The sequence below is a fragment of the Leptotrichia hongkongensis genome (genome assembly GCF_007990635.1).
Lineage (GTDB): Bacteria > Fusobacteriota > Fusobacteriia > Fusobacteriales > Leptotrichiaceae > Leptotrichia > Leptotrichia hongkongensis.
This window is the reverse complement of record NZ_AP019846.1, coordinates 1,851,769-1,872,023: the sequence shown is the minus strand read 5'-3', so window position 1 is coordinate 1,872,023 and position 20,255 is coordinate 1,851,769. Positions and strand designations below refer to the sequence as shown.

Annotated in this window: 19 protein-coding genes, 5 tRNA genes and 1 other RNA gene; 22 read left to right on the top strand and 3 right to left on the bottom strand. The window is 28.9% G+C overall.

The window, feature by feature from the left end; all coding sequences use genetic code 11:
• Nucleotides 1-27: 27 nt before the first annotated feature.
• The 8 genes from FVE75_RS09005 to tgt all read left to right on the top strand — a co-directional run bounded on the left by FVE75_RS09005 (nt 28) and on the right by tgt (nt 6,523).
• Entirely contained in the window at nt 28-966 is a 939-nt protein-coding gene (locus tag FVE75_RS09005; RefSeq protein ID WP_147006471.1) for an Hsp33 family molecular chaperone HslO, read from the top strand.
• Between the two features lie 254 nt (nt 967-1,220).
• Nucleotides 1,221-2,147 carry a D-alanine--D-alanine ligase gene (locus tag FVE75_RS09000; RefSeq protein ID WP_147006144.1) on the top strand — a complete coding sequence of 309 codons (927 nt, stop codon included), beginning with the start codon at nt 1,221-1,223 and terminating at the stop codon, nt 2,145-2,147.
• 58 nt (nt 2,148-2,205) lie between these two features.
• On the top strand, nt 2,206-2,685 hold the full coding sequence (locus tag FVE75_RS08995) for an S-ribosylhomocysteine lyase (RefSeq protein ID WP_147006143.1): 480 nt from the start codon (nt 2,206-2,208) through the stop codon (nt 2,683-2,685).
• Between the two features lie 50 nt (nt 2,686-2,735).
• Nucleotides 2,736-2,954, top strand: coding sequence for a hypothetical protein (locus FVE75_RS08990; RefSeq protein ID WP_147006142.1), 219 nt, complete (start codon nt 2,736-2,738; stop codon nt 2,952-2,954).
• Nucleotides 2,955-3,222: 268 nt separating this feature from the next.
• Nucleotides 3,223-3,915: a hypothetical protein gene (locus tag FVE75_RS08985; RefSeq protein WP_232052527.1), complete on the top strand. Its 693-nt coding sequence runs from the start codon at nt 3,223-3,225 to the stop codon at nt 3,913-3,915.
• Nucleotides 3,916-3,944: 29 nt separating this feature from the next.
• Nucleotides 3,945-4,547, top strand: coding sequence for a hypothetical protein (locus FVE75_RS08980; RefSeq protein ID WP_147006141.1), 603 nt, complete (start codon nt 3,945-3,947; stop codon nt 4,545-4,547).
• 3 nt (nt 4,548-4,550) lie between these two features.
• Nucleotides 4,551-5,312 (top strand): TatD family hydrolase, encoded by a 762-nt coding sequence (locus FVE75_RS08975; RefSeq protein ID WP_147006140.1) that lies wholly within the window; start codon nt 4,551-4,553, stop codon nt 5,310-5,312.
• Nucleotides 5,313-5,341: 29 nt separating this feature from the next.
• Nucleotides 5,342-6,523, top strand: coding sequence for a tRNA guanosine(34) transglycosylase Tgt (gene tgt, locus FVE75_RS08970; protein WP_147006139.1), 1,182 nt, complete (start codon nt 5,342-5,344; stop codon nt 6,521-6,523).
• A 297-nt stretch (nt 6,524-6,820) separates the two neighbouring features.
• On the opposite strand, the gene FVE75_RS08965 is transcribed toward tgt, so the two are convergent.
• The 3 genes from FVE75_RS08965 to FVE75_RS08955 form a co-directional block, all read right to left on the bottom strand.
• Nucleotides 6,821-7,321, bottom strand: a complete 501-nt coding sequence (locus FVE75_RS08965; protein WP_147006138.1) for a hypothetical protein — start codon at nt 7,319-7,321, stop codon at nt 6,821-6,823.
• A gap of 22 nt (nt 7,322-7,343) precedes the next feature.
• Nucleotides 7,344-7,546: non-coding RNA, 6S RNA (gene ssrS / locus FVE75_RS08960), on the bottom strand.
• Between the two features lie 97 nt (nt 7,547-7,643).
• Entirely contained in the window at nt 7,644-8,321 is a 678-nt protein-coding gene (locus FVE75_RS08955) for a Crp/Fnr family transcriptional regulator (protein WP_147006137.1), read from the bottom strand.
• Between the two features lie 265 nt (nt 8,322-8,586).
• Between FVE75_RS08955 and tpiA the strand changes: the two genes are divergently transcribed.
• The 14 genes from tpiA to truA all read left to right on the top strand — a co-directional run bounded on the left by tpiA (nt 8,587) and on the right by truA (nt 20,173).
• On the top strand, nt 8,587-9,354 hold the full coding sequence (gene tpiA / locus FVE75_RS08950; RefSeq protein WP_147006136.1) for a triose-phosphate isomerase: 768 nt from the start codon (nt 8,587-8,589) through the stop codon (nt 9,352-9,354).
• A gap of 63 nt (nt 9,355-9,417) precedes the next feature.
• Nucleotides 9,418-9,624 (top strand): preprotein translocase subunit SecG, encoded by a 207-nt coding sequence (gene secG, locus FVE75_RS08945; protein ID WP_006804864.1) that lies wholly within the window; start codon nt 9,418-9,420, stop codon nt 9,622-9,624.
• Nucleotides 9,625-10,065: 441 nt separating this feature from the next.
• A complete protein-coding gene (locus FVE75_RS11585; RefSeq protein ID WP_232052526.1) occupies nt 10,066-11,148 on the top strand; it encodes a hypothetical protein in 1,083 nt (360 codons plus the stop codon).
• On the top strand, nt 11,082-12,941 hold the full coding sequence (locus tag FVE75_RS11580) for a PD-(D/E)XK nuclease family protein (RefSeq protein ID WP_232052525.1): 1,860 nt from the start codon (nt 11,082-11,084) through the stop codon (nt 12,939-12,941). Before FVE75_RS11585 ends, FVE75_RS11580 begins: the two co-directional genes overlap by 67 nt.
• Nucleotides 12,925-16,206: a UvrD-helicase domain-containing protein gene (locus tag FVE75_RS08935; RefSeq protein ID WP_232052524.1), complete on the top strand. Its 3,282-nt coding sequence runs from the start codon at nt 12,925-12,927 to the stop codon at nt 16,204-16,206. The genes FVE75_RS11580 and FVE75_RS08935 overlap by 17 nt, the downstream gene beginning before the upstream one ends.
• A 92-nt stretch (nt 16,207-16,298) precedes the next feature.
• Complete coding sequence (locus FVE75_RS08930) at nt 16,299-17,219, top strand: manganese-dependent inorganic pyrophosphatase (protein ID WP_147006135.1); 921 nt, start codon at nt 16,299-16,301, stop codon at nt 17,217-17,219.
• Nucleotides 17,220-17,251: 32 nt separating this feature from the next.
• A complete protein-coding gene (locus FVE75_RS08925; protein ID WP_147006134.1) occupies nt 17,252-17,605 on the top strand; it encodes a hypothetical protein in 354 nt (117 codons plus the stop codon).
• Between the two features lie 36 nt (nt 17,606-17,641).
• Nucleotides 17,642-18,286, top strand: coding sequence for a peptidylprolyl isomerase (locus tag FVE75_RS08920; RefSeq protein ID WP_147006133.1), 645 nt, complete (start codon nt 17,642-17,644; stop codon nt 18,284-18,286).
• A gap of 235 nt (nt 18,287-18,521) precedes the next feature.
• Nucleotides 18,522-18,598, top strand: a tRNA-Pro gene (locus FVE75_RS08915).
• 11 nt (nt 18,599-18,609) lie between these two features.
• Nucleotides 18,610-18,685 (top strand) — tRNA-Gly (locus FVE75_RS08910).
• Nucleotides 18,686-18,722: 37 nt separating this feature from the next.
• Nucleotides 18,723-18,798 (top strand) — tRNA-His (locus FVE75_RS08905).
• 7 nt (nt 18,799-18,805) lie between these two features.
• Nucleotides 18,806-18,881, top strand: a tRNA-Lys gene (locus tag FVE75_RS08900).
• Nucleotides 18,882-18,904: 23 nt separating this feature from the next.
• A tRNA-Leu gene (locus tag FVE75_RS08895) sits at nt 18,905-18,988 on the top strand.
• Nucleotides 18,989-19,420: 432 nt separating this feature from the next.
• Nucleotides 19,421-20,173 carry a tRNA pseudouridine(38-40) synthase TruA gene (gene truA, locus FVE75_RS08890; RefSeq protein WP_147006132.1) on the top strand — a complete coding sequence of 251 codons (753 nt, stop codon included), beginning with the start codon at nt 19,421-19,423 and terminating at the stop codon, nt 20,171-20,173.
• Nucleotides 20,174-20,255: the final 82 nt, after the last annotated feature.

The window sequence follows — 20,255 nt, the reverse complement described above, 5'->3', positions numbered from 1 at the left end:
GAAAAGATAAAAAGGATGTTAGAAAATATGGGAAAATCAGAAATAATTAGAGGAACAAGTAAATGTGCAAGATTTTTTGTCTGTGATACGACAGATATTGTAAAAGAGGCAAAGAAGATTCATGGGCTTGATCCGATAGCGACAACTATTTTTGGGAAACTATTGACAGCGACAGCTATGATGGGGAAAGATTTGAAAAACGAGAAAGATTTAGTGACAGTTAAAGTAAATGGAGATGGACCTTATGGAAATATGCTTGCAACTGGAAATATGAAAGGGGAAGTAAAAGGTTATATTGGAAATCCTGAAGATAAATTTCATCAGATAATTGACGAAAATGGAAATTTTATAAAAGATGAGACTGGGCAAGTGAGATTTATTGGAAATGGGACGATGCAAGTTATAAAGGACTTGGGGCTGCGTGATCCGTTTTCTGGCGTTACAAAAATAAATGAAGAGGATATTGCAGATATAATTGCTCATTATTTTCTTTTGTCAGAACAGATAAAATCAGTTGTTGCACTTGGTGTAAAACTGGATGAAAATGGAGAAGTAAAAAGGGCTGGAGGATATTTGGTACAGCTGTTGCCAGGTGTGGAAGACGGATTTATTGATAAACTGGAAAATAAATTACAGCAGATTAGGACGATTACTGAACTTCTGGAAGGTGGAATGAGCCTTGAGCAGATTGTAGAACTGCTCTATGAGGATATTTCGGTATTTGAGGAAGAAACTGATGTTGATGGCGCTCATAAAAAGGTTTATGTGGAAGATTTTGAAATTTTGGAAAAATCAGAGCTGGAGTATAAATGTAATTGCACTAAAGAGAAATTTTACAAGGGATTAATCACACTTGGAAAAGAAGAAATTGATAAAATTTTGGAAGAGGAAGGCAAAATTCAAGTAGAATGCCATTTTTGCGGTAAAAAATATGATTTTGGAAAAGAAGATTTTAAAAATTTATAAAATAGATTTGCTTGGAATTATGTTTATACTGTTTTAGGTAATTGTAGAATTAATAATGCAGAAATCAAACTGAATACAGTGTTTTTAATCTAAAATATAAAAATTTTATTGTAAAAATATTGGAAAAAAATGATAAAAATTAGATTTATAAAAACATTGTAGTTGTTAGAAATTTTAAATTTTTATAAAAAGCAAACGGTTATTTGATTATGATGCAGATTTATTATAATAAAAAAACTGGAAAGGAAGAGAAAATGTCAAAATTAAGAGTAGGAGTAATACGTGGGGGAGTTTCAACTGAAAGGGAAGTTTCTTTAAAGACAGGAAGTGAAATTGTAGCAAACTTGAATAGAGATAAATATGAGGTTTTTGATATTGTGATTGATTCAGAAAAGGAAGTTTTTGAGAAGGTAAAAGACTTGAATCTGGATTTTGTTTATATCGCTTTGCACGGTGTATTTGGGGAAGATGGGAGAATACAGGCGATTTTGCAAAGTCTGGGAGTGGCTTACAGCGGGCCTGGAGTGATGTCAAGTGCAGTCTGCATGGATAAGGAATTTTCAAAAAGAATTGTGGCTGGATATGGAGTTAGAATTGCAAAATGGAAAAGTGTACGTGTAGGCGAAACTGTTGACTTTGAAACAATAAAAAAAGAATTGGGGAATCGTGTTGTAGTAAAGCCAAATAATGGTGGTTCAAGCATTGGAGTAAGTTTTGTGGAAAATCAGGAAGAACTTGAAAAAGGGCTGGAACTTGTTTTTGGAATGGATAAGGAGGCATTGATTGAGGAAGTTCTGCATGGTGTGGAAATAAGCGTACCTGTGATTGATGGGGAAGTTTTTCCAACACTAAGAATAGAGGCTCTTGCAGGAGATTACTTTGACTATGAATCAAAATATGCAAAAGGCGGGGCAAATGAATATGTATTTGAATTTCCTGAAAAAGTGCAGGCTGAAATTAATAAATTTGCAAAAGACAGTTATTACGGGCTAAAATGTGAAGGATTTGCAAGAATAGACTTTATGGTGGTAAATGAAGAAACACCGTATTTTATGGAAGTAAACACATCACCAGGAATGACATCTGCCAGCTTATTGCCAAAAAGTACAGCTTCAAAAGGTTATGATTATTCACAGACATTGGACTTGTTAATACAATCTTCAATAAAAGTGGAAAGATAAATAACTTAAAAATTTGAAAAAATATAGAAAATAAAAATATAAAAAGGAAGTGGAAAATATGGAAAGAATAGCAAGTTTTACAGTAGATCACATCAGATTAAACAGAGGAATTTATGTATCAAGAATAGATGAAGTTAATGGAAATTATTTGACAAGTTTTGATATAAGAATGAAATTACCAAATAGAGAGCCAGTAATAAATATTGCTGAACTTCATACAATGGAGCATTTGGGAGCAACATTTTTGAGAAATCATCCAACTTGGAAAGATGAAATCGTATATTTTGGACCTATGGGCTGCAGAACAGGATTTTATCTTATCTTAAAAGGAAAATTGGAATCAAAGGATATTGTTGACTTAATGAAGGAACTTTACAAATTTATGGCAGAATTTAAAGGAGCAATCCCAGGAGCGACTGCCATAGAATGTGGAAATTACTTGGATCAAAACTTGCCGATGGCTAAATTTGAGTCTAAGAGGTATTTGGAGGAAACACTGGAGCATTTAGGAGAGGAAAATTTAAATTATCCTGAGTAAAAAATACTATGACCATTTTTAATAAGTATTTAAAAATAAGGTGTAAAAGGATGGAAGAATTAAATACATTTGAAAAAACTTTATCAGATAAATTGGATTTTCTAATTAAATTGGAGCAATTCGTGAGTTTAGAAAAAAATAGTTTGAAAAAAATTAGTTTAGCAGTTATTTTTTTAGAATTAATGCAGAAAAATGGAAAAAGTGCAGAAATAAAAAAGATTAATGGACTTGAATATGTTTATGAAAATTCAACAGAAATTATTTTTTAGTTAGCTCAAAAAAAGTAGGAAATTGTTATGATTATGAAAATAATTGGTATATATTGCCACTACTAGATTTTGATACATTAGAACGAAAAGTTATAGATGGAGAAGTTGTGACGTATACAACTACTTCTGTACAAGTATATCATGAAAACCATTGTCCAGATGGAAAGTTGTATTTTCTAAATTAAATGAAGTAGAAAAAGATCGCCTTGTTGAGAAATTGAAAAATTATAATTTTTAAGTTTGATTTCAAAAGTGAAAAGGAGAGATTTTGTATGAAAAAAGCAATTATTTTGTTTTTTGTTATTTTTCGTTAAGTTTTTCATTTGAATTAAAAAAAGAAAATTTTGAAATTGTAAAAAATAAGAATTTAAAATTACCAGAAGATGAAATGAAAAATCAAAGTGAAAAAATTGTTGAAGTTTTTAATAAAGAAATTTCAGATAGGATAGAAAGTAAAAATAAGGGTATTGAATATTCGGAAAATACTAATTTGGAAACAGGTGAAAAAAATTTTAAAGTGAATGTACCTGATGTTTTGATGAATAACAAAGTTTATGAAAAAACAATTTATAAAATTGAAAAAATTAATTTTATTTCAAAAAACAAAGTGGAAATGATTTATACTGAAAAATCACCGAATATTTTTGAAATTATGTTTTCTGAAGAATTTAACAAAAAACTTGAAGATAAAGTTTCAAAAGAATTGGGTTATAAATTAGATAAGGAAAAAATTCAAAAATTGTCCAATGAAGAAAAATTGAAAGCAAATGTAATAATTTTGTCTGAATCTCAAAATGAAATGATAAAAAGATTGGATAATAACCAATTTGAATATGAAACTGAAAAGAGAAAAATGATTTTGGAAAAAAATCAGAAAAAATGGGAATATAAAGATGAAGAAACATTAGAAAGCGATGGTTTTGATATTTTTGATTCTATGTTTGAAAATTTTGGAAAATAATGTGAATAAATTAGAAGAGGTATGAGTAAATGAAGAAGATATTAGTATTATTTTTACTAACAGCAAGTCTTGGATTTTCAGCAACTTACAAAGTTGAAGTTAAGCCGAATGTGAAAATTCAAAAATCAGAAATTGAGAAAAATAATATAGAAATAGAGAAAAAATTTTTTGAAAATACAAAAGAAGATATTTCTATTGGAATAAAAGAAATTGACAAGCAAATAGAGAGTCAAAAAGATGAATTGGGAGCAAGATTTTTTGGTGAAATTTTAAAAGAATACATGAAAAGTATGGAGTATAGGATTAAAAAGATTGATTACACTTCAAGTTCAAGTGCAAATTTAACATTTACCGTAAAAGCACCCAAATTAAATTTTAATTCTCTTTTGGGAAATGAAGATCAAAAAAGAATAAATAAAATATTTGAGCAAAAAACGGGAAAATCAATGGAATATTTGTCTAGTGTTTCACGAAATGAGTTTGAAAAGAAATGGCTGCCAATATTGATAGACATAGTATCAAAAACAGTTTCAGATAAAATTAAAGATATAAAAGAATTTGAAGAAAAAGAAGGAATTGTTGAAATAAAGAAAATTAATGGAAAATGGAATTTTTTACAGAAAAGGAATTAAAAAATGAGTAAAATAATTGATACGCATACACACATTTATGATAAACAGTTTGAAGAGGACTTCGATGATGTGATGAAAAGAATTGAGGATGAGCTGGAAGGGATTGTAAGCATTGGGTTTGATTTGGAAAGTTCACTTAAAAGCATCGAACTTGCGAATAGATATTCATTTGTGAATGCAGTGATTGGAGTTCATCCTGTGGATATAAAAAAATATAATGATGAAATAGAAAAAGAACTGGAAAGATTGGCATTGACTGAGAAAAAGGTTGTTGCGATTGGGGAAATTGGGTTGGATTATCACTGGATGGAAGATCCGAAGGATGTTCAGATTGCTGGATTTAGAAAGCAGATGGAACTTGCAGAAAGGGTAAAAAAACCAGTTGTTATCCATACAAGAGAAGCTTTGCAGGATACGCTTGATGTTTTGAAGGATTATAAAAATGTTGGCGGAATTTTGCATTGTTATCCAGGTTCTTTAGAAGCGGCAAAACCGTTTTTAGATAGGTATTACTTGGGAATTGGTGGTACTTTGACGTTTAAAAATAATAAAAAGACGAAGGAGCTTGTGAAGGAGTTGCCTTTGGAAAAAATTGTTCTGGAAACAGATTGTCCGTATTTGACACCTGTGCCTTTTCGAGGGAAAAGAAATGAGCCGATTTATACAAAATATGTAGCGGAAGAAGTAGCTAGAATTAAGGAAATTTCAGTAGAGCAAGTTATTAAAGTAACTACTGAAAATGCTAAGAAAATTTATGGAATATAATGGAATTTAGAAATAAAATAGGAGATAAAATGTGTATTGAAAAAGAAAATAAAGATTTTAAAAATCCAATAGAATATAAATTAGAAAAAAAAGATGGAAATGCACGTGCGGGAGTTATAAAAACACCACATGGAGAGATAAAAACACCAGTATTTATGCCAGTTGGTACACAGGCGACTGTAAAGGCGATGACTAGAGAGGAATTGGAAGAGATTAATTCTCAAATTATTTTAGGAAATACATATCATTTGTATTTACGTCCTGGAGATGAGCTGGTAAATGATTTTGGCGGTCTTCATAAATTTATGAGATGGGATAAGCCAATACTTACTGATAGTGGTGGATTTCAAGTATTTAGTCTTGGAGATTTGAGAAAGATAAAAGAGGAGGGGGTTCATTTTCGTTCGCATTTAGATGGATCAAAACATTTTTTATCGCCTGAAAAATCTATTTCGATTCAAAATAATCTAGGAAGTGATATTATGATGGTGCTGGATGAATGCCCTCCAGGACTTTCAACACGTGAATATTTGATACCATCCATTGAAAGAACTACGAGATGGGCTAAGCGTTGTATCGAAGCAAATAGAAATAAGGATAGACAGGGGCTTTTTGCAATTGTACAGGGTGGAATTTATGAGGATTTACGGGATAAAAGTTTTGAAGAACTATATGAGTATGACTATGGATTTGCTGGGTATGCTTTAGGAGGGCTTGCGGTAGGAGAGCCACGTGAGGATATGTATAGAATTTTAAAATATAGCACGCCAAAACTGCCTGAAAATAAACCACGTTATTTAATGGGAGTGGGAGAGCCCGTGGATATGCTTGAAGCTGTGGAGCATGGAATTGACATGATGGATTGCGTTCAGCCTACAAGAATTGGTAGACATGGTACTGTATTTACGAAGTATGGACGTCTTGTTATAAAAAATGCGATTTATTCAAGAGATGACAGACCACTTGATGAAGATTGTGACTGTTATGCCTGTAAAAATTACACAAGAGCATATATAAGACATTTATTCAAGGCTGGAGAAATTTTGGGACAAAGGCTTGCAACATATCATAATTTGCATTTTTTGCTAAAACTTATGGATAATGCACGTGAGGCAATCATTGATGGAAGATTTAAGGAATATAAGGAAGAAGTGCTGAAAAACTATGCCATTGGAAAAGAAAGTGAATGGATAAAGCCAAAGTCAATTTAATACTTTTTTTCAAAGATTTAATAATAGATTATTTTGTTTAATAACAGTTTTTATTATGTTTTTTTATTTGTTTTTGCAGGATTGCTCATTGCCGCAAATCCTGCACCTATGGCTAGACTACGACTTTTATTTGTCCAACTTCGAAACTCCTCCTTACAGTCGTCAAACAGTCGTAGTTGAAAAAATAAAAGCTCCGTCGATTTATTAAGTTGAAATAAACTTAAATATAAATAAAATTAAAAACAATTATTGGAAAAATTTCTAATAAATTCGTTATTTAAATGGGGTTTAGTATTATTAAAATTGAGTTCTGATAAAAAATATTGCATCACGAAAATAGTTTGAAAGAGTAAAAAGCATAACAAATATTTCACTTATAACAATTCTAGCACTTATCCATTCCAAATCAACCAGTCGTGGAAAACATTTTGCAAAAAGTTCAAAATATCCAAATTCATTATGATATTCCTTGTAAAGCATATTTGTAACATCAAAAGTATTTACTAAATAAACAATCAAAAATGTAACTATAAATAATGAAAATGCGTCAAAAAATGAGAAATCATCAGCACCAAATCCTTCGAATCCATTGAATTTATGTGAAAAAAACATATATCCGATATAGGATGTAATAGGGATGGAAATGCTAAAAATTAGTGAAATAAAATTTTTATTAAAATAAAAAGCAATGTAGTAAATGATAATTCCTATAAAAGAAAACAAAATGGCACCAAGTAAGCCAAATAGGATTTGTTTAGATTTATATTTAAAGTCCTGTATTAATTTTGTATTTTTCATATTTTCCTTTCTAGATTTTATAAAAAAATCCGATCTACCGTTCTAACTTAATTTTTGGTTGCCTGTAAAATGTTACAGGTGGTAGTCATATTTATAAATAGTACAGAATCCGTACAAAACATAAAGCAGTCGTGATTTTACTGAGACTATTTATAAAGGGATAACCCCATTAAAAAAGAGTAAAGCCCAAAAATTCGTTGTTAGTGGCGTATAGATCAGAAATCTAATTTTTATTTTAATGTATTATATTAGATATTTGAATTTATTACAATTTTATTGTAATGTTATTTCTTCAATATTATAACTGTTATGTGAAAAAATGTCAAACATTCTTTTTGGAAAAATTAGAAAAATTTATTGAGTAAATATTATTTTCTATTTTTGTTAAAATCTTCTTTTTGCATAAGTTTGAAATTTCTCTTGACAAAGCAGGTCTTGTTACTTGAAATTTTTTTGCTAGTGCTGAGATACTTGGTAAAAATTTTATTTTATTGTTTTTTGCATTTTCATTTATGTAACTAAGAATTTTTTCTTCAATAGTCTTGTGTGTGAAGTTGAACCATATACGTTTGGATAACAGCTGACTTTTATTGGAAATTTCATTTATAAAGTTAAGTAACAGCCTTTTATCTGATTGTATTAAATTTAAATATTTTTCTTTGTCAAATAAAAGAAATTTAGAATTTTCCAATGTTACCAAATCAACTGGAAAGATATTATCATTTCCAAACAAGAATGCAGAAGCCAGAACTTCGCCAGATTTCATTTGATTTATAACAATTGTATCTCCATTAAATTTTTGCATTTCTCCATGTGTTGTTCCATTTATAATAATAATCACTTGTTTTAAAATATCTCCACGAAAAAAAACTATTTCGTTTTTTTTATAATCTTTTATTTTAAAGTCAACTTTTCTTAGGCAATCTGAAATTTCTTGAGAATTTAATCCTTTAAAGAGTGATACATTGGCTAAAAAAAGCGACAAATCTTCTATTTTCATAGGGTACCTTCTATTCTATATTTTTGTATATTGTATTTATAATAATTTGAATATAAAATATTTTGTATATATTATCATTTTTAATTAATTATTTCAAGAAAAATTTCAATTGTATAATAAAGTTACTTAATTTCAAATTTAGGATTTAAGATAGTTCCAGCATAGAGATATAGAAAAAAACAATGTATTGGCATTGATAAAAAAAGCAATATGTGATAAAATAAAAGAAAATGTAAAATATTAAATAAATAATGGAGGAGAAACTATGAGAAAAGTAATAGTAGCTGGAAACTGGAAAATGAACAAAACTGCAAAAGAGGCTGCACAATTCTTCAATGAATTAAAACCTTTAGTAGCAGACGTAAAAAATGCAGGGATTGTAATAGGAGCACCATTTACTGCATTAGAAACAGCAACTAGAGAAACTGCAGGAAGCAATATTAAAATTGCTGCTGAAAATATGAACGCTAAAGAAAGCGGAGCATATACTGGAGAAGTTTCACCATTGATGTTAAAAGATTTAGGTGTAGAATATGTAATTTTAGGACATTCTGAAAGAAGAGAATATTACCATGAAACTGATGAAATCATCAATGAAAAAGTAAAATCAGCATTGGCTCACGATTTAAAACCAATCTTATGTATTGGAGAAAAATTGGAAGAAAGAGAAGCTGGAACTACTAACGATGTTGTAAAAACTCAAATTACTGGTGGATTAAAAGATGTAACAGCTGCTGAAATGGCAAACGTTGTACTTGCTTACGAACCAGTATGGGCAATTGGGACAGGTAAAACTGCTACTCCAGAACAAGCTCAAGAAGTTCACGCATTCATCAGAGGATTATTAACTGATTTATATGGAAAAGAAGTTGCAGAAAACGTAACAGTTCAATATGGTGGATCAATGAACGATGCAAATGCAGCTGACTTAATCGCTCAAACAGACATTGACGGCGGATTAGTAGGAGGAGCAAGTTTAATTCCTGAAAAATTCGCTGTAATAATAAAAGCCGGAGATGCAGCAGCTAAATAATTATTTTGAAAAAAATTAATTGCTTATTCTCTTGTTTTGTAAATTATAGGAGGAACTAATAACGTGTTAGAAAATTTATTAATTATAGCTCTAGTAATTTTATCAATCATCATGATAAGCGTAATTTTACTACAGCCAGACAGAAGTCAAGGTTTAGCAAAAAGTTCTGCTAACATCTTGGATGAAGAAAAAGAAGGAATTGAAAAATTTACTGAAATAGTCGCAACATTATTTCTAGTTGTTGCAATCTTATTCCAAATTGTGAGATAATTTTAAAAAGTAAATTTTTTGGATTTTTTATAAAAATATAAAAATCACAGTTGAAAATATTGGCTGTGATTTTTTCTAATTTTAGTTTTAGTTTTTTTGATTAATAGTAAACTCTGTTTAAAAATAGAAATAAATTTTTATTATAGAATTTTTTGAGATTTTAATTATTTGAAAATATACTCGAACCCGTTTAAAATTGAACTGATAGAAATTATATAATTTAGGGTTTGAGTAAAATAGTCATAATTTTTGAGTTCTGTTTTAAACTAGTTTTGTTTATACACTTTGTTAGAAGAGTTTGTAAATAAGTTCGTTATTTAAATAGGATTTAGTATTAAACAAAAAAATTAAAATATATTATCAAATAAATTTACTTGTTTGATTAACGAAATTAAATTTAAAAATAAGAAAAATTTGTAGTTCAAGGAGAGAAAGAATATTATGAAAATTAGTTATAAAGGAATTGGTTCTGATTTAAAGAATATATTGTTTAAAGAGTTTGAAAAGAATGAAGACACGCTTTTTGTATTTGAAAATTCGGCTTCGTTTTTTGAAATAAAAAGGGAATTTTTGCAGGATGAGGAAATGCAGCAGAAATTGGGAATTTTTCAGAATTTTAAGATGATGAATAGTTATGATTTTTATGAGAATGTATTTGTTACCGATAAAATTGTGGTAAAAGAAGAAAAACAGGTTGTGCTGTTTTACAATGCTTTAACCGAGAAGCTGAAAAAGGATATGAAGGTAAATAATTATTATGATATTATTGATGTTGCCTATAATTATTACAATTTATTTGCAGAATTGCAGGAATACAAGATTGATTTGGAAAAAATTGAGCTGGAGAAATGGCAAGTTGAAACTTTTAGAACTTTGGTTGAGATTGATAATGAGATGAAAAAAGTTGTGCAGCAGAAAGGGCTTATTTTGCCATATATGCTTAGAAATGTGGAAAATATTTCAAACAATTTTTTGAATAAATTTTCTAAAATTTGCTTTGTAAATAAAGTTAAAATTACTCCATTTGAAAAGGAGTTAATTGGAGAAATTGAAAATAGAGGAATTGCTGTAGAAAATATTTTGCAGCTTTCTGAAAATGATTTTAATGAGGAAAAGTTGAAAATAAAGGACAGTTTTTCATTGCCTGAGAAAAATGAGTTTTTGGAAAAATTTGGGACAAATATTAAGATTTTTCAGTATGAAAATAAATTTTCACAGGTTTTAGGGATTGTAAAAAAACTGGATGAGAGTGAAAATGAAGAAAAAATCGAAAATAGAGTAAATTATAAAATTTATGATTTGCAGGATAATGGAGAAGATGGAAAAAAAGATTATCAGCTTTTAAGGCAGGAAAAGATTTCTTCAAATTTGGAACTTACAATGAAGAAAACAAAAATTTATAAAATATTAGAATTAATTTGTAATATTTTGGAAAATGTAAAAATTGTTGAAAAAAATTGGAAAATAATGAGAAATTTGAAAATATTGAAAAAAAAGATGAAAAAAATTTTGGGCATGATTTAAGAATTAGAATGAAAGATTTGTATTCTGGATTTAAATCTGACGATTTTCTGAGAATTTTTGGCTTAAAAAAGTCGTATGATTTTTTTATAGAAATTGTGGAACAAGATTATAGATATATGTCAAAAAATGAAATTTTTAGAATTCTAGAAAATCAAAATGGGAAATTTTATAGAAATCCAAAAGATGTTGAAGCTGCTGGAATAATTAATTTTATTGATGAAATTGAAAAAATTTTTGAATATCAGACGCTTGGGGAATATGAAAACTATCTTGAAAAGATTTTTGAGAGAAGCGGAGAAGTGGATAAGAATGTAAGAGATAAATATTTTGAGGCATTATCGGAAATGGTAGTGCTGGAAGACTTTTCATTTGATAATCTCTGGAAAGGATTTTTTAATGAAAATGGGATTTCGGCAAGTTTATTGAAATTGTTTTTGAAATATTTGGATAAAAAGGCAATCAGCCTGAACCTTGAGGAAACCGATGAGCAGGACAGTGAAAATATTTCAAGATATTCAATTAATTCATTTTCAGCAATTTCAGAAACACAAAAGGAAAATCTGATATTTCTTAATATTCAGGATACATTTCCCAAAATAAATATAAACAATTATTTATTTACAAAAATTCAACGTGCAAAAATGGGACTTCCAGTAAGTGATGATGAAAAGCAAATTGAGATTTTTAAATTCTATCAAAATATTTTAGGAGCAAAAAATGTATATTTGTCCTATGTAAAAAATCTAGATGAAAATATAGATTCTGCTGGAGCTGTTGAGGAAATTAAGCTGAAATACGCAATAGAGGCACAAAAAAATAAAATAGATGAAAATGATGAACTGAATTTCATTAAGAAATACTTTTTGGAAAATGTGGAAAAGTCTTGGGAATCAAGACAAATTGGAAAATTTATTCCATCGAAGCTGAAAAAGGACTTGGATAGAATTAAGGCTGAAAAAGTGAGTTTGGGGTATTATTCGTTTGAGGAGATGCAGAACTTTGAGTATGGATATTATTTGAAAAAAATGATTGGAAATACAGAAGTTGAAAAAATTGAGGACAAAGTTGACAATCTGATGTTTGGAAATATTATTCACGGGCTTTATGAGAAAATTGTGATGGAAAACAAGGAGGTGCTTGAGAAGGGGAAATTTGTTATAAATAACGAGGAAATTAGGAAAACATTGAAAAGTATTCTAAATTCGTTTGAATACAAAATTCCGAAAGAATATCTAGAATTTTATAAAAAAGTTTCGTTTGAGGAAATTGTAAAATCTGTTGAAAAAATATTGCAAAAAGTGATGAAAACATTAGAAAATGAAGAAGAAATCGAAATTTATTCGGAAGAAAGAATAAAACTGAAATCTGAAAAGGAAATTTATGAAAATATTTTTATAAATGGAATGATTGATTTACACATAAAATTGAAAAACAAGGAGATTTTGTATGACTATAAATCTGGTATTTTGAAAAATAAAAAAGGGGAGGAAAAGAAAGAAAAAGTCGTAAATGCTTTTAAACAGCTGGATTATTATTCTGTTATGCTGCCTGAAAAAAATGGGCAGGAAATAGAGAGATTTGTGGTAGATGTTTGGAACGGTGATATAATTGGGGATACAAGAGAAAAGGAAGAGGAATTTCTGAGTGAAAAGAATATTCGGGAAGTTGTAAAAAAATATTATGAAACTGACTGCTATGATATTGGCGATGTAAAAGATGTTCAAAATTACACTTATCAAACTTTTAAGGATGTATGCAGAAGGGAGGACGAATTAAATGATGAAAATAAATAACGTAAATGATAATAAACAAAATAAGATTATTTTGAAGGCAAGTGCAGGAACTGGAAAAACTTATAGACTATCGTTGGAATACATTGCAAACTTAATAAAAGGCGTAAATTATAAAAATATTGTTGTGATGACTTTTACAAAAAAGGCTACTGCGGAAATTAAGGAGCGGATTTACGACTTTCTGTATCAGATTGCGTTTGAAAAATATGACTGGATAGGATTGGAAGAAAGTCTAAAAGAACTTTATGGATTTTCTGACAGCGAAATCTTGAAGGAAAATTTACAAAATGTATATTTTGAAATGATAAAAAATAAGGATGAAATCAGGATTTACACAATTGACGGATTTACAAACAGAATTTTTAAAAATACTATTGCTCCATATTTTGGTATTTACAACTACGAAACAATTGACAAGGAAGAAGATGAGTTTTACAATGATATTTTGATAAAAATAATCGAAAACAGCTATTATTTTGAAAAATTTAAGTTTATATTGAATGAGGAAAAAGACAGAAAAAATATTTCAACTTATGTGAAAATTGTAAAATCGCTATTGGACATGCAGGAGAAATTTTTGCTGGCTGGTGATAACTACAAGGAAGCGAATTTAATTTTAAGAAATAATAAATCAAGTAGAAGTTTTGTAGAGAATTTTGAAAATATTTTTGAAAATGTGAAAAAGATTGCTGAGATAAAAGGAAAAACTACTACTGAAATATTAAGTGTGAAATTTACTGATGTTTTCAAAAAGTTTGAGGAATTGAATCAAGATAGTTTTGATACATTTAGTGTTCAAAATAAAAAAATTGAGTTAATATTAGAGAAATCTGATGATATTTTTGCTAAAGGTAATATTTGGAACGGAAAGAAAACTGGCGGAAAAGACGCCAAAGACTTACTGGATGAAATGGCTGAAGAACAGGAAATTTTACGGGGAAAAATTTCGAACTATATTTTTAATGAGGAAGTATTGCCAACTGACAAGAAAATAAAGGAATTGGCAAAAATTATATTCGATATTGCAGAACAAATGAAATTAAATACAAAAAGATTTACTCACACGGATATTTCCACGTATACATATAAGTTTATTTTTGACAAGGAACTAGGATTTGTGAAGACTGATAATAACAACAGCAGCACAGTTACGGAGGATTTTCTGGAACTTATCGGTGGGCAGATTGATACAATTATGATTGATGAGTTTCAGGATACGAGTATTTTGCAGTGGAAAATTTTAGAGTTATTGCTTTCAAGTGCCAAAAATATTATTTGTGTTGGCGATGAAAAACAGAGTATTTATAATTGGCGTGGTGGAGAAAAGGAACTTTTTGAAAATTTGGAAAATTTAATTGGCGGAAATGTTCAGAATCTGGAAAAATCCTATCGAAGCTACAAGCAGATTATCGAAAATGTGAATAAAATTTTTACTAATTATAATGAAAACTGGAAATATACGAATTCGTTGTATCGTGATGACAAGGACTATCAGAGAGGATATTTTGGATATTATTTTCAAGAAAGAAAATCTAGATATGGCGATGAGGAAGAAAAGCCTGAAAAAGCATATGAAGAAATGATACGAAACTTGAAGGAAGGCAAGATTCAGAATTTTGGGAAAAGCTGTATAATTTGCCGTGGAAATAAAGAACTTTCGGAAATAACAACAAGGCTGAATGAGGAAAAAATTCCATTTACGCTTGAAAGCAACTCTTCGATTCTGGATTACAGGGCTGTTAAACCGCTGTACAAGCTGATAAAATTTTTTGTTTATCATAATTTTGTTTATTTATTGGAATTTATGCGAAGTGATTTAATTGGCTGCCTAAATGACCATGTAAAATATTTGGTAGAAAATAAGGAATTAATTGAAAAATATATTACAAAAAATATTAAGTTGCCTAGTAAAAATTTGAAAAGTAAAAACAGTTTTGAATATTTTGTAGAAAACTTGGAAAATTTTGAAAAAAAAGAAAATTTTCTGGAATATAAAAATATTGATTTTATGGAAAGAAATGGACTTTCGTTTTCTGAAATTTTGGAAAAAATAAAGGAACTTTACAAACTTTCAATTAATTTGAATGATAAATATGTAAAAGAAAACTTTTCAAAAAAAATTATTCAAGATTTTGATGTAACAAGTTTTTATTCAACAAACAGCGATATAAAAAATATTTTTCAATTTTTCAATATTCTAAAGGAATTTGACAACCTTTACGAATTTGTTGTGCATATTGAAGATGAAAAGGATAACTTGAAACAAATAAGCAGTTCAGATGAAAATGCCATAAATCTGATGACAATTCATAAGTCCAAAGGGCTGGAATTTGACACGATAATCTATTACCGAAAAGCAAAAACTGGCGGAAATAATTTTAAAATTTTTGAAACATATTTTGATTATGATGAAAATTTTACAAATGTAACTAATTTTTTAATAACATTTTCAAAATATGCTAAAAATTTGAAAAATATAAAAGAATATGGAATAATCGCTGAAAAAAATGTCCAAAAGGAAAAGATGGAAGAAATAAATGCCGATTATGTGGCTTTGACACGTGCGAAAAAAAATCTGCTGCTGTACTTCGAGGCTTACATAACAAAAAATGGCTATTCTGATGATTTAGTCAATAAACTAATTGATGTTTACGATGAAAACACAGAATTTGAAATTGGAGAAATCACTGAAACAGAAAGAAAAATTGTGTCAAATTCTGAAAATTTAAAAGAAAATACTAAATTAGAAGAAAATAAAATAAATAATAAAATCTTAAAAACATACTTTGATGACGATAAATTTGTTGTTAAGAAATCTTCAATCACTTTAGAAAAGGAATTTAAACGTAAAAAAGGGCTTGCAATGCACTATTACTTTGAACATATTTCAAATAATCTGGAAAATGATAAACTAATTGCAAAATCTGCACTTTTAAGCCGATATGGAAATATGCTTGGGAAAAAGATTGTAGAAGAATTAATTGTCCGAATGGAAAAATTTATTGAAAAAAACAGCGATATTTATAATGAGAAATACAAAGTTTATACAGAATTTGAAATTTATGATTCTGAAGGAAGAAAGCGTATCATTGATAGAATTAACATTGATGAGGAAAATAAGAAAATTTATATTTATGACTACAAGACTGGATTTGAGCCTGAAACGAATGAGAAATATCAGGAACAGATTAATGAATATAGAGATATTTTAAGCAAAAAAGTTTCAGCAGATTATGAAATCGATATCCAATTATTAGAAGTTTAGGGAATTTTTGAAAAAAACGAATTTTTCTATTTCAAAAATAAGATTAATAGGTTATAATAATATAAAATGATTAAAATTTAGGAGGAAAAAATATGTCAATATTAGTTTTTGGACACAAAAATCCAGATACAGATACAATTTGTTCAGCGATTGCTTATGCGGAACTGAAAAATAAATTGGGAAAAGATGTTAAGGCTGCAAGACTTGGAGAAATTAATGAAGAAACCAAGTATGCCTTGAATTATTTTAAAGTTGAAAAGCCTGAATTAGTCGAAAATGTGGCTGGAAAAGAAATAATACTGGTGGATCATAATGAGAGAACTCAAACTGCTGAAGGATTTGAAGAAGCAAAAGTTCTGGAACTAATTGACCATCACAGAATTTCAAACTTTAATGTGGATGAGCCTTTATATGCAAGATTAGAGCCTGTTGGATGTACTGCGACAATTATCTTAAAATTATTTAAGGAAAATAATCTTGTACCAAGCAAGGAAACTGCAGGACTTATGTTAAGTGCGATTATTTCAGATACATTATTGTTCAAATCTCCAACTTGCACAGAATGTGATGTGAAGGCTGGTAAGGAACTGTCTGAAATCGCTGGAGTAAATACGGATGAGTATGGTCTTGAAATGTTAAAGGCTGGAACTGCACTTGGAGATAAATCTGAAGCAGAACTGTTAAATATGGATATGAAAATCTTTGAAATTGATGGTTCAAAAATTGGTGTTGCACAAGTTAATACTGTAAATGAATCAGAAGTTTTGGAAAGAAAAGAAAAATTACTTGCTGAAATTGATAATATCATTGCAAAAGAAGGATTAAAATTCTTTATGTTTGCAATCACAAATATTTTATCAAATGATTCTGTGGCTCTGGTTTCAGGAGATGGAAATGATATTATCGAAAAAGCGTTTGGAGAAAAAGTTGATAGTAACTTAGTAACTTTGAAAGGTGTAGTTTCAAGAAAGAAACAAATTATTCCGCCATTGACAAAAGCGATTCAAGGATAAATTTATAAAAATAAAAAATAAGGATTTTAAAAATGGCAATAGTAAAATTTAGGAAAAGAGAAGAATTAAAAATATTATTTGCAATAAAGCTGCCTGCAATAATTTCTGAACTTTATAAGGAAGTCAGAAGTAAAAAGACAGCGAATGAAGCAATAAGAAATTCTCTTAATATGAAAAAAAATAGAGTAATTAATACATTAGAATTAGTTGATGGATTTGGAAATCAGTTTTCTGTTCTTGTAATTTATGATAATATTATGGAGGAAAAGGAGCTTCTAAAATATAATTTGGAAATTGAGGACATAGATTTCAGAATTCTGGAATTTGATTTCAATGGTAAAATGGAAATTGAAGAAATGATAGAGCATATAAAAAGGCTATACTAAGTGCCTAATTTAAAAAATAAAAAAAGAGGTAAAATAATGAAGAAAATAGTGATATTGGTTAGTGTTTTAATGCTTTTAATGGTTAATATTGTAAATGCAAAATCAAATAAGGCAAAAAAAAGAATAGGAGATAAAAAATTTGAGAAAATAATGAAAGATTTTCAACTTGAAGCAGTAATAGAAACGACAAAAGGAAATATTTCTGTATACTTATATCCTGAAGCAGCTCCTAAAAATGTTGCAAATTTTGTATTTCTTGCAAAAAATAATTTTTACAACGGACTAACTTTTCATAGAGTTATTCCTAATGGACTAGTGCAGGGTGGAGACCCTCTTGGAAACGGCACTGGAACAGCTGGATATTTTCTAAATGATGAAATTTCTGACTGGTTAAACTTTGATAATGAAGGTATGCTTGCTTTTGCAAATTCTGGACCAAATACAAATAGTAGTCAATTTTTTATAACAATGCAGGCAATGAGCAGCTTAAATGGAAAACATACAATTATAGGTGGAACAAAATCACGTGAAGATTTAAGTGTATTAAGGACAATAAGGCAAGATGATAAAATATTAAATATTGATATCAAAGGTAGAAAAGTTGATAAATTTTTAGATTATTTCTCTGAAGAAGTTAGCGAATGGGAAAGAAAGCTAGAAAAACCAGTAAATCATGAATAGAATACAGATAAAGCTCTCATTAAATTGAGAGTTTTTTCATAAAATGTTCACAAACAAAAAATAAAAATATAATCAAAAAAAGGATTTTCAAGGTATTTTTAAATATTGCACTTGATTATACAATACATCCTAAAAAGAAATTATCAAAAATCTAAAAAAAAGTAGTTGACATTTATTTTAAATTATGGTATTATATTTCTTGTCCGAGAATGGAAATAAGAATTATTCTTTGGAACGGTGTATAGCGCAGCTCGGTAGCGCACCTGCCTTGGGAGCAGGGGGTCGTAGGTTCAAATCCTACTACACCGACCATCTATAAATTTGCGGGAGTAGCTCAGTTGGTAGAGCGTCAGCCTTCCAAGCTGAATGTCGCGAGTTCGACCCTCGTCTCCCGCTCCATTTTATTTATAAGAACAATTTGGTTATAAATATTATGGTGACCGTAGTTCAGTTGGTAGAGCGCCAGTTTGTGGCACTGGTTGTCGCGGGTTCAAGTCCCGTCGGTCACCCCATAACTACGAGCCATTAGCTCAGTCGGTAGAGCACTTGACTTTTAATCAAGGTGTCACTGGTTCGATTCCAGTATGGCTCACCATTTTAAAATTTAATAATAACTTTGCGAGAGTGGCGAAATTGGTATACGCACTAGACTTAGGATCTAGCGTCTTCGACATGTGGGTTCGAGTCCCACCTTTCGCACCATTTAAAAATTAAAATTACAGATAGATATAAGAGCATAAATTGCTCTTTTTTTTATAATTTATGCTAAACTCCATAAAAAATGGAAATTATATTTTAAAAATTTTAGTAAAAAAATTAGAAAGTTAGTGTATACTATAGAGAATTTATTGACTTTTACATATTTTTATTCTAAATTTTGAGTAAATTGACTATAATAAGCAATTTTGATATTTCTTAAATTTTTTTTATTCTAAAATTATAATAGAATTGTTATATAGTAAAACTAGTTTAAAATAGAACTCAAAAATTATGACTATTTTACTCAAACCCTAAATTATATAATTTCTATTAGTTCAATTTTAAAGGAGTTCGAGTATAAATGGAAAATAGTATTAGGTTGTAAAAAATATATATTTTAAAATAAGCTATTAACTGGAGAAATAAGAGAGAAAAATGGAAAAAACAAATGTAAAGATGGTTTATCAGTATGATGGAAGTAAATTTTGTGGGTTTCAAAGGCAAAATGGTATGAAAACTGTACAAGGGGAAATTGAAAAAATTATTTTTAGGACATTTTCACAAAAGATAAATATGATTTCATCTGGGAGAACTGATAAAGGAGTTCATGCGATGGAACAGGTTTCTAATTTTGTGATTGATAGCAAAATTCCACTTGAGGCGATAAAAAGACAAATTAATAAATGTCTGAAAAGAGAAGTTAAAGTATTAAGTATTGAGAAAGCAGATAAAAAATTTAATGCGAGATTTAATGCAAAAAGTCGAACTTATTTGTATACCATGAGGGACGAGGAGAATATTACACCGTTTGAGGCAAATTATGTGACTGGATTGAGAAAAAGTCTAGATGTGGAAAGATTTCAGGAAATAATGAATGATTTTATAGGAAAGTATGATTTTAGCAGTTTTATGAAAAAAGATAAGGCTTACAGAAATCCTGAGAGAGAGATTTTTTATGTGAAATGTTATTATGATGAGAAATTTGGAGAAAAACAAGTAAATGTGGAAATTTGTGGTAACGGATTTTTGAAAACAATGGTCAGAATTATGATTGGTTCAGCACTTGCAGTTTATTTTGGGAATGAAGAAAAAGATTATATCAGGAAAAGACTGGAGAAACCTAATGTTGATGGTAAAAAAATTTTGGCAGCTTCAGAAGGGTTGTATTTATATAAGGTAAGTTATTAAATTGTTTGTAAAAATCTAAAACTGGCTAAAGAAATTATAGTTATTTTAATTAAATTTGATATTATATAGCTTTACTAATTTA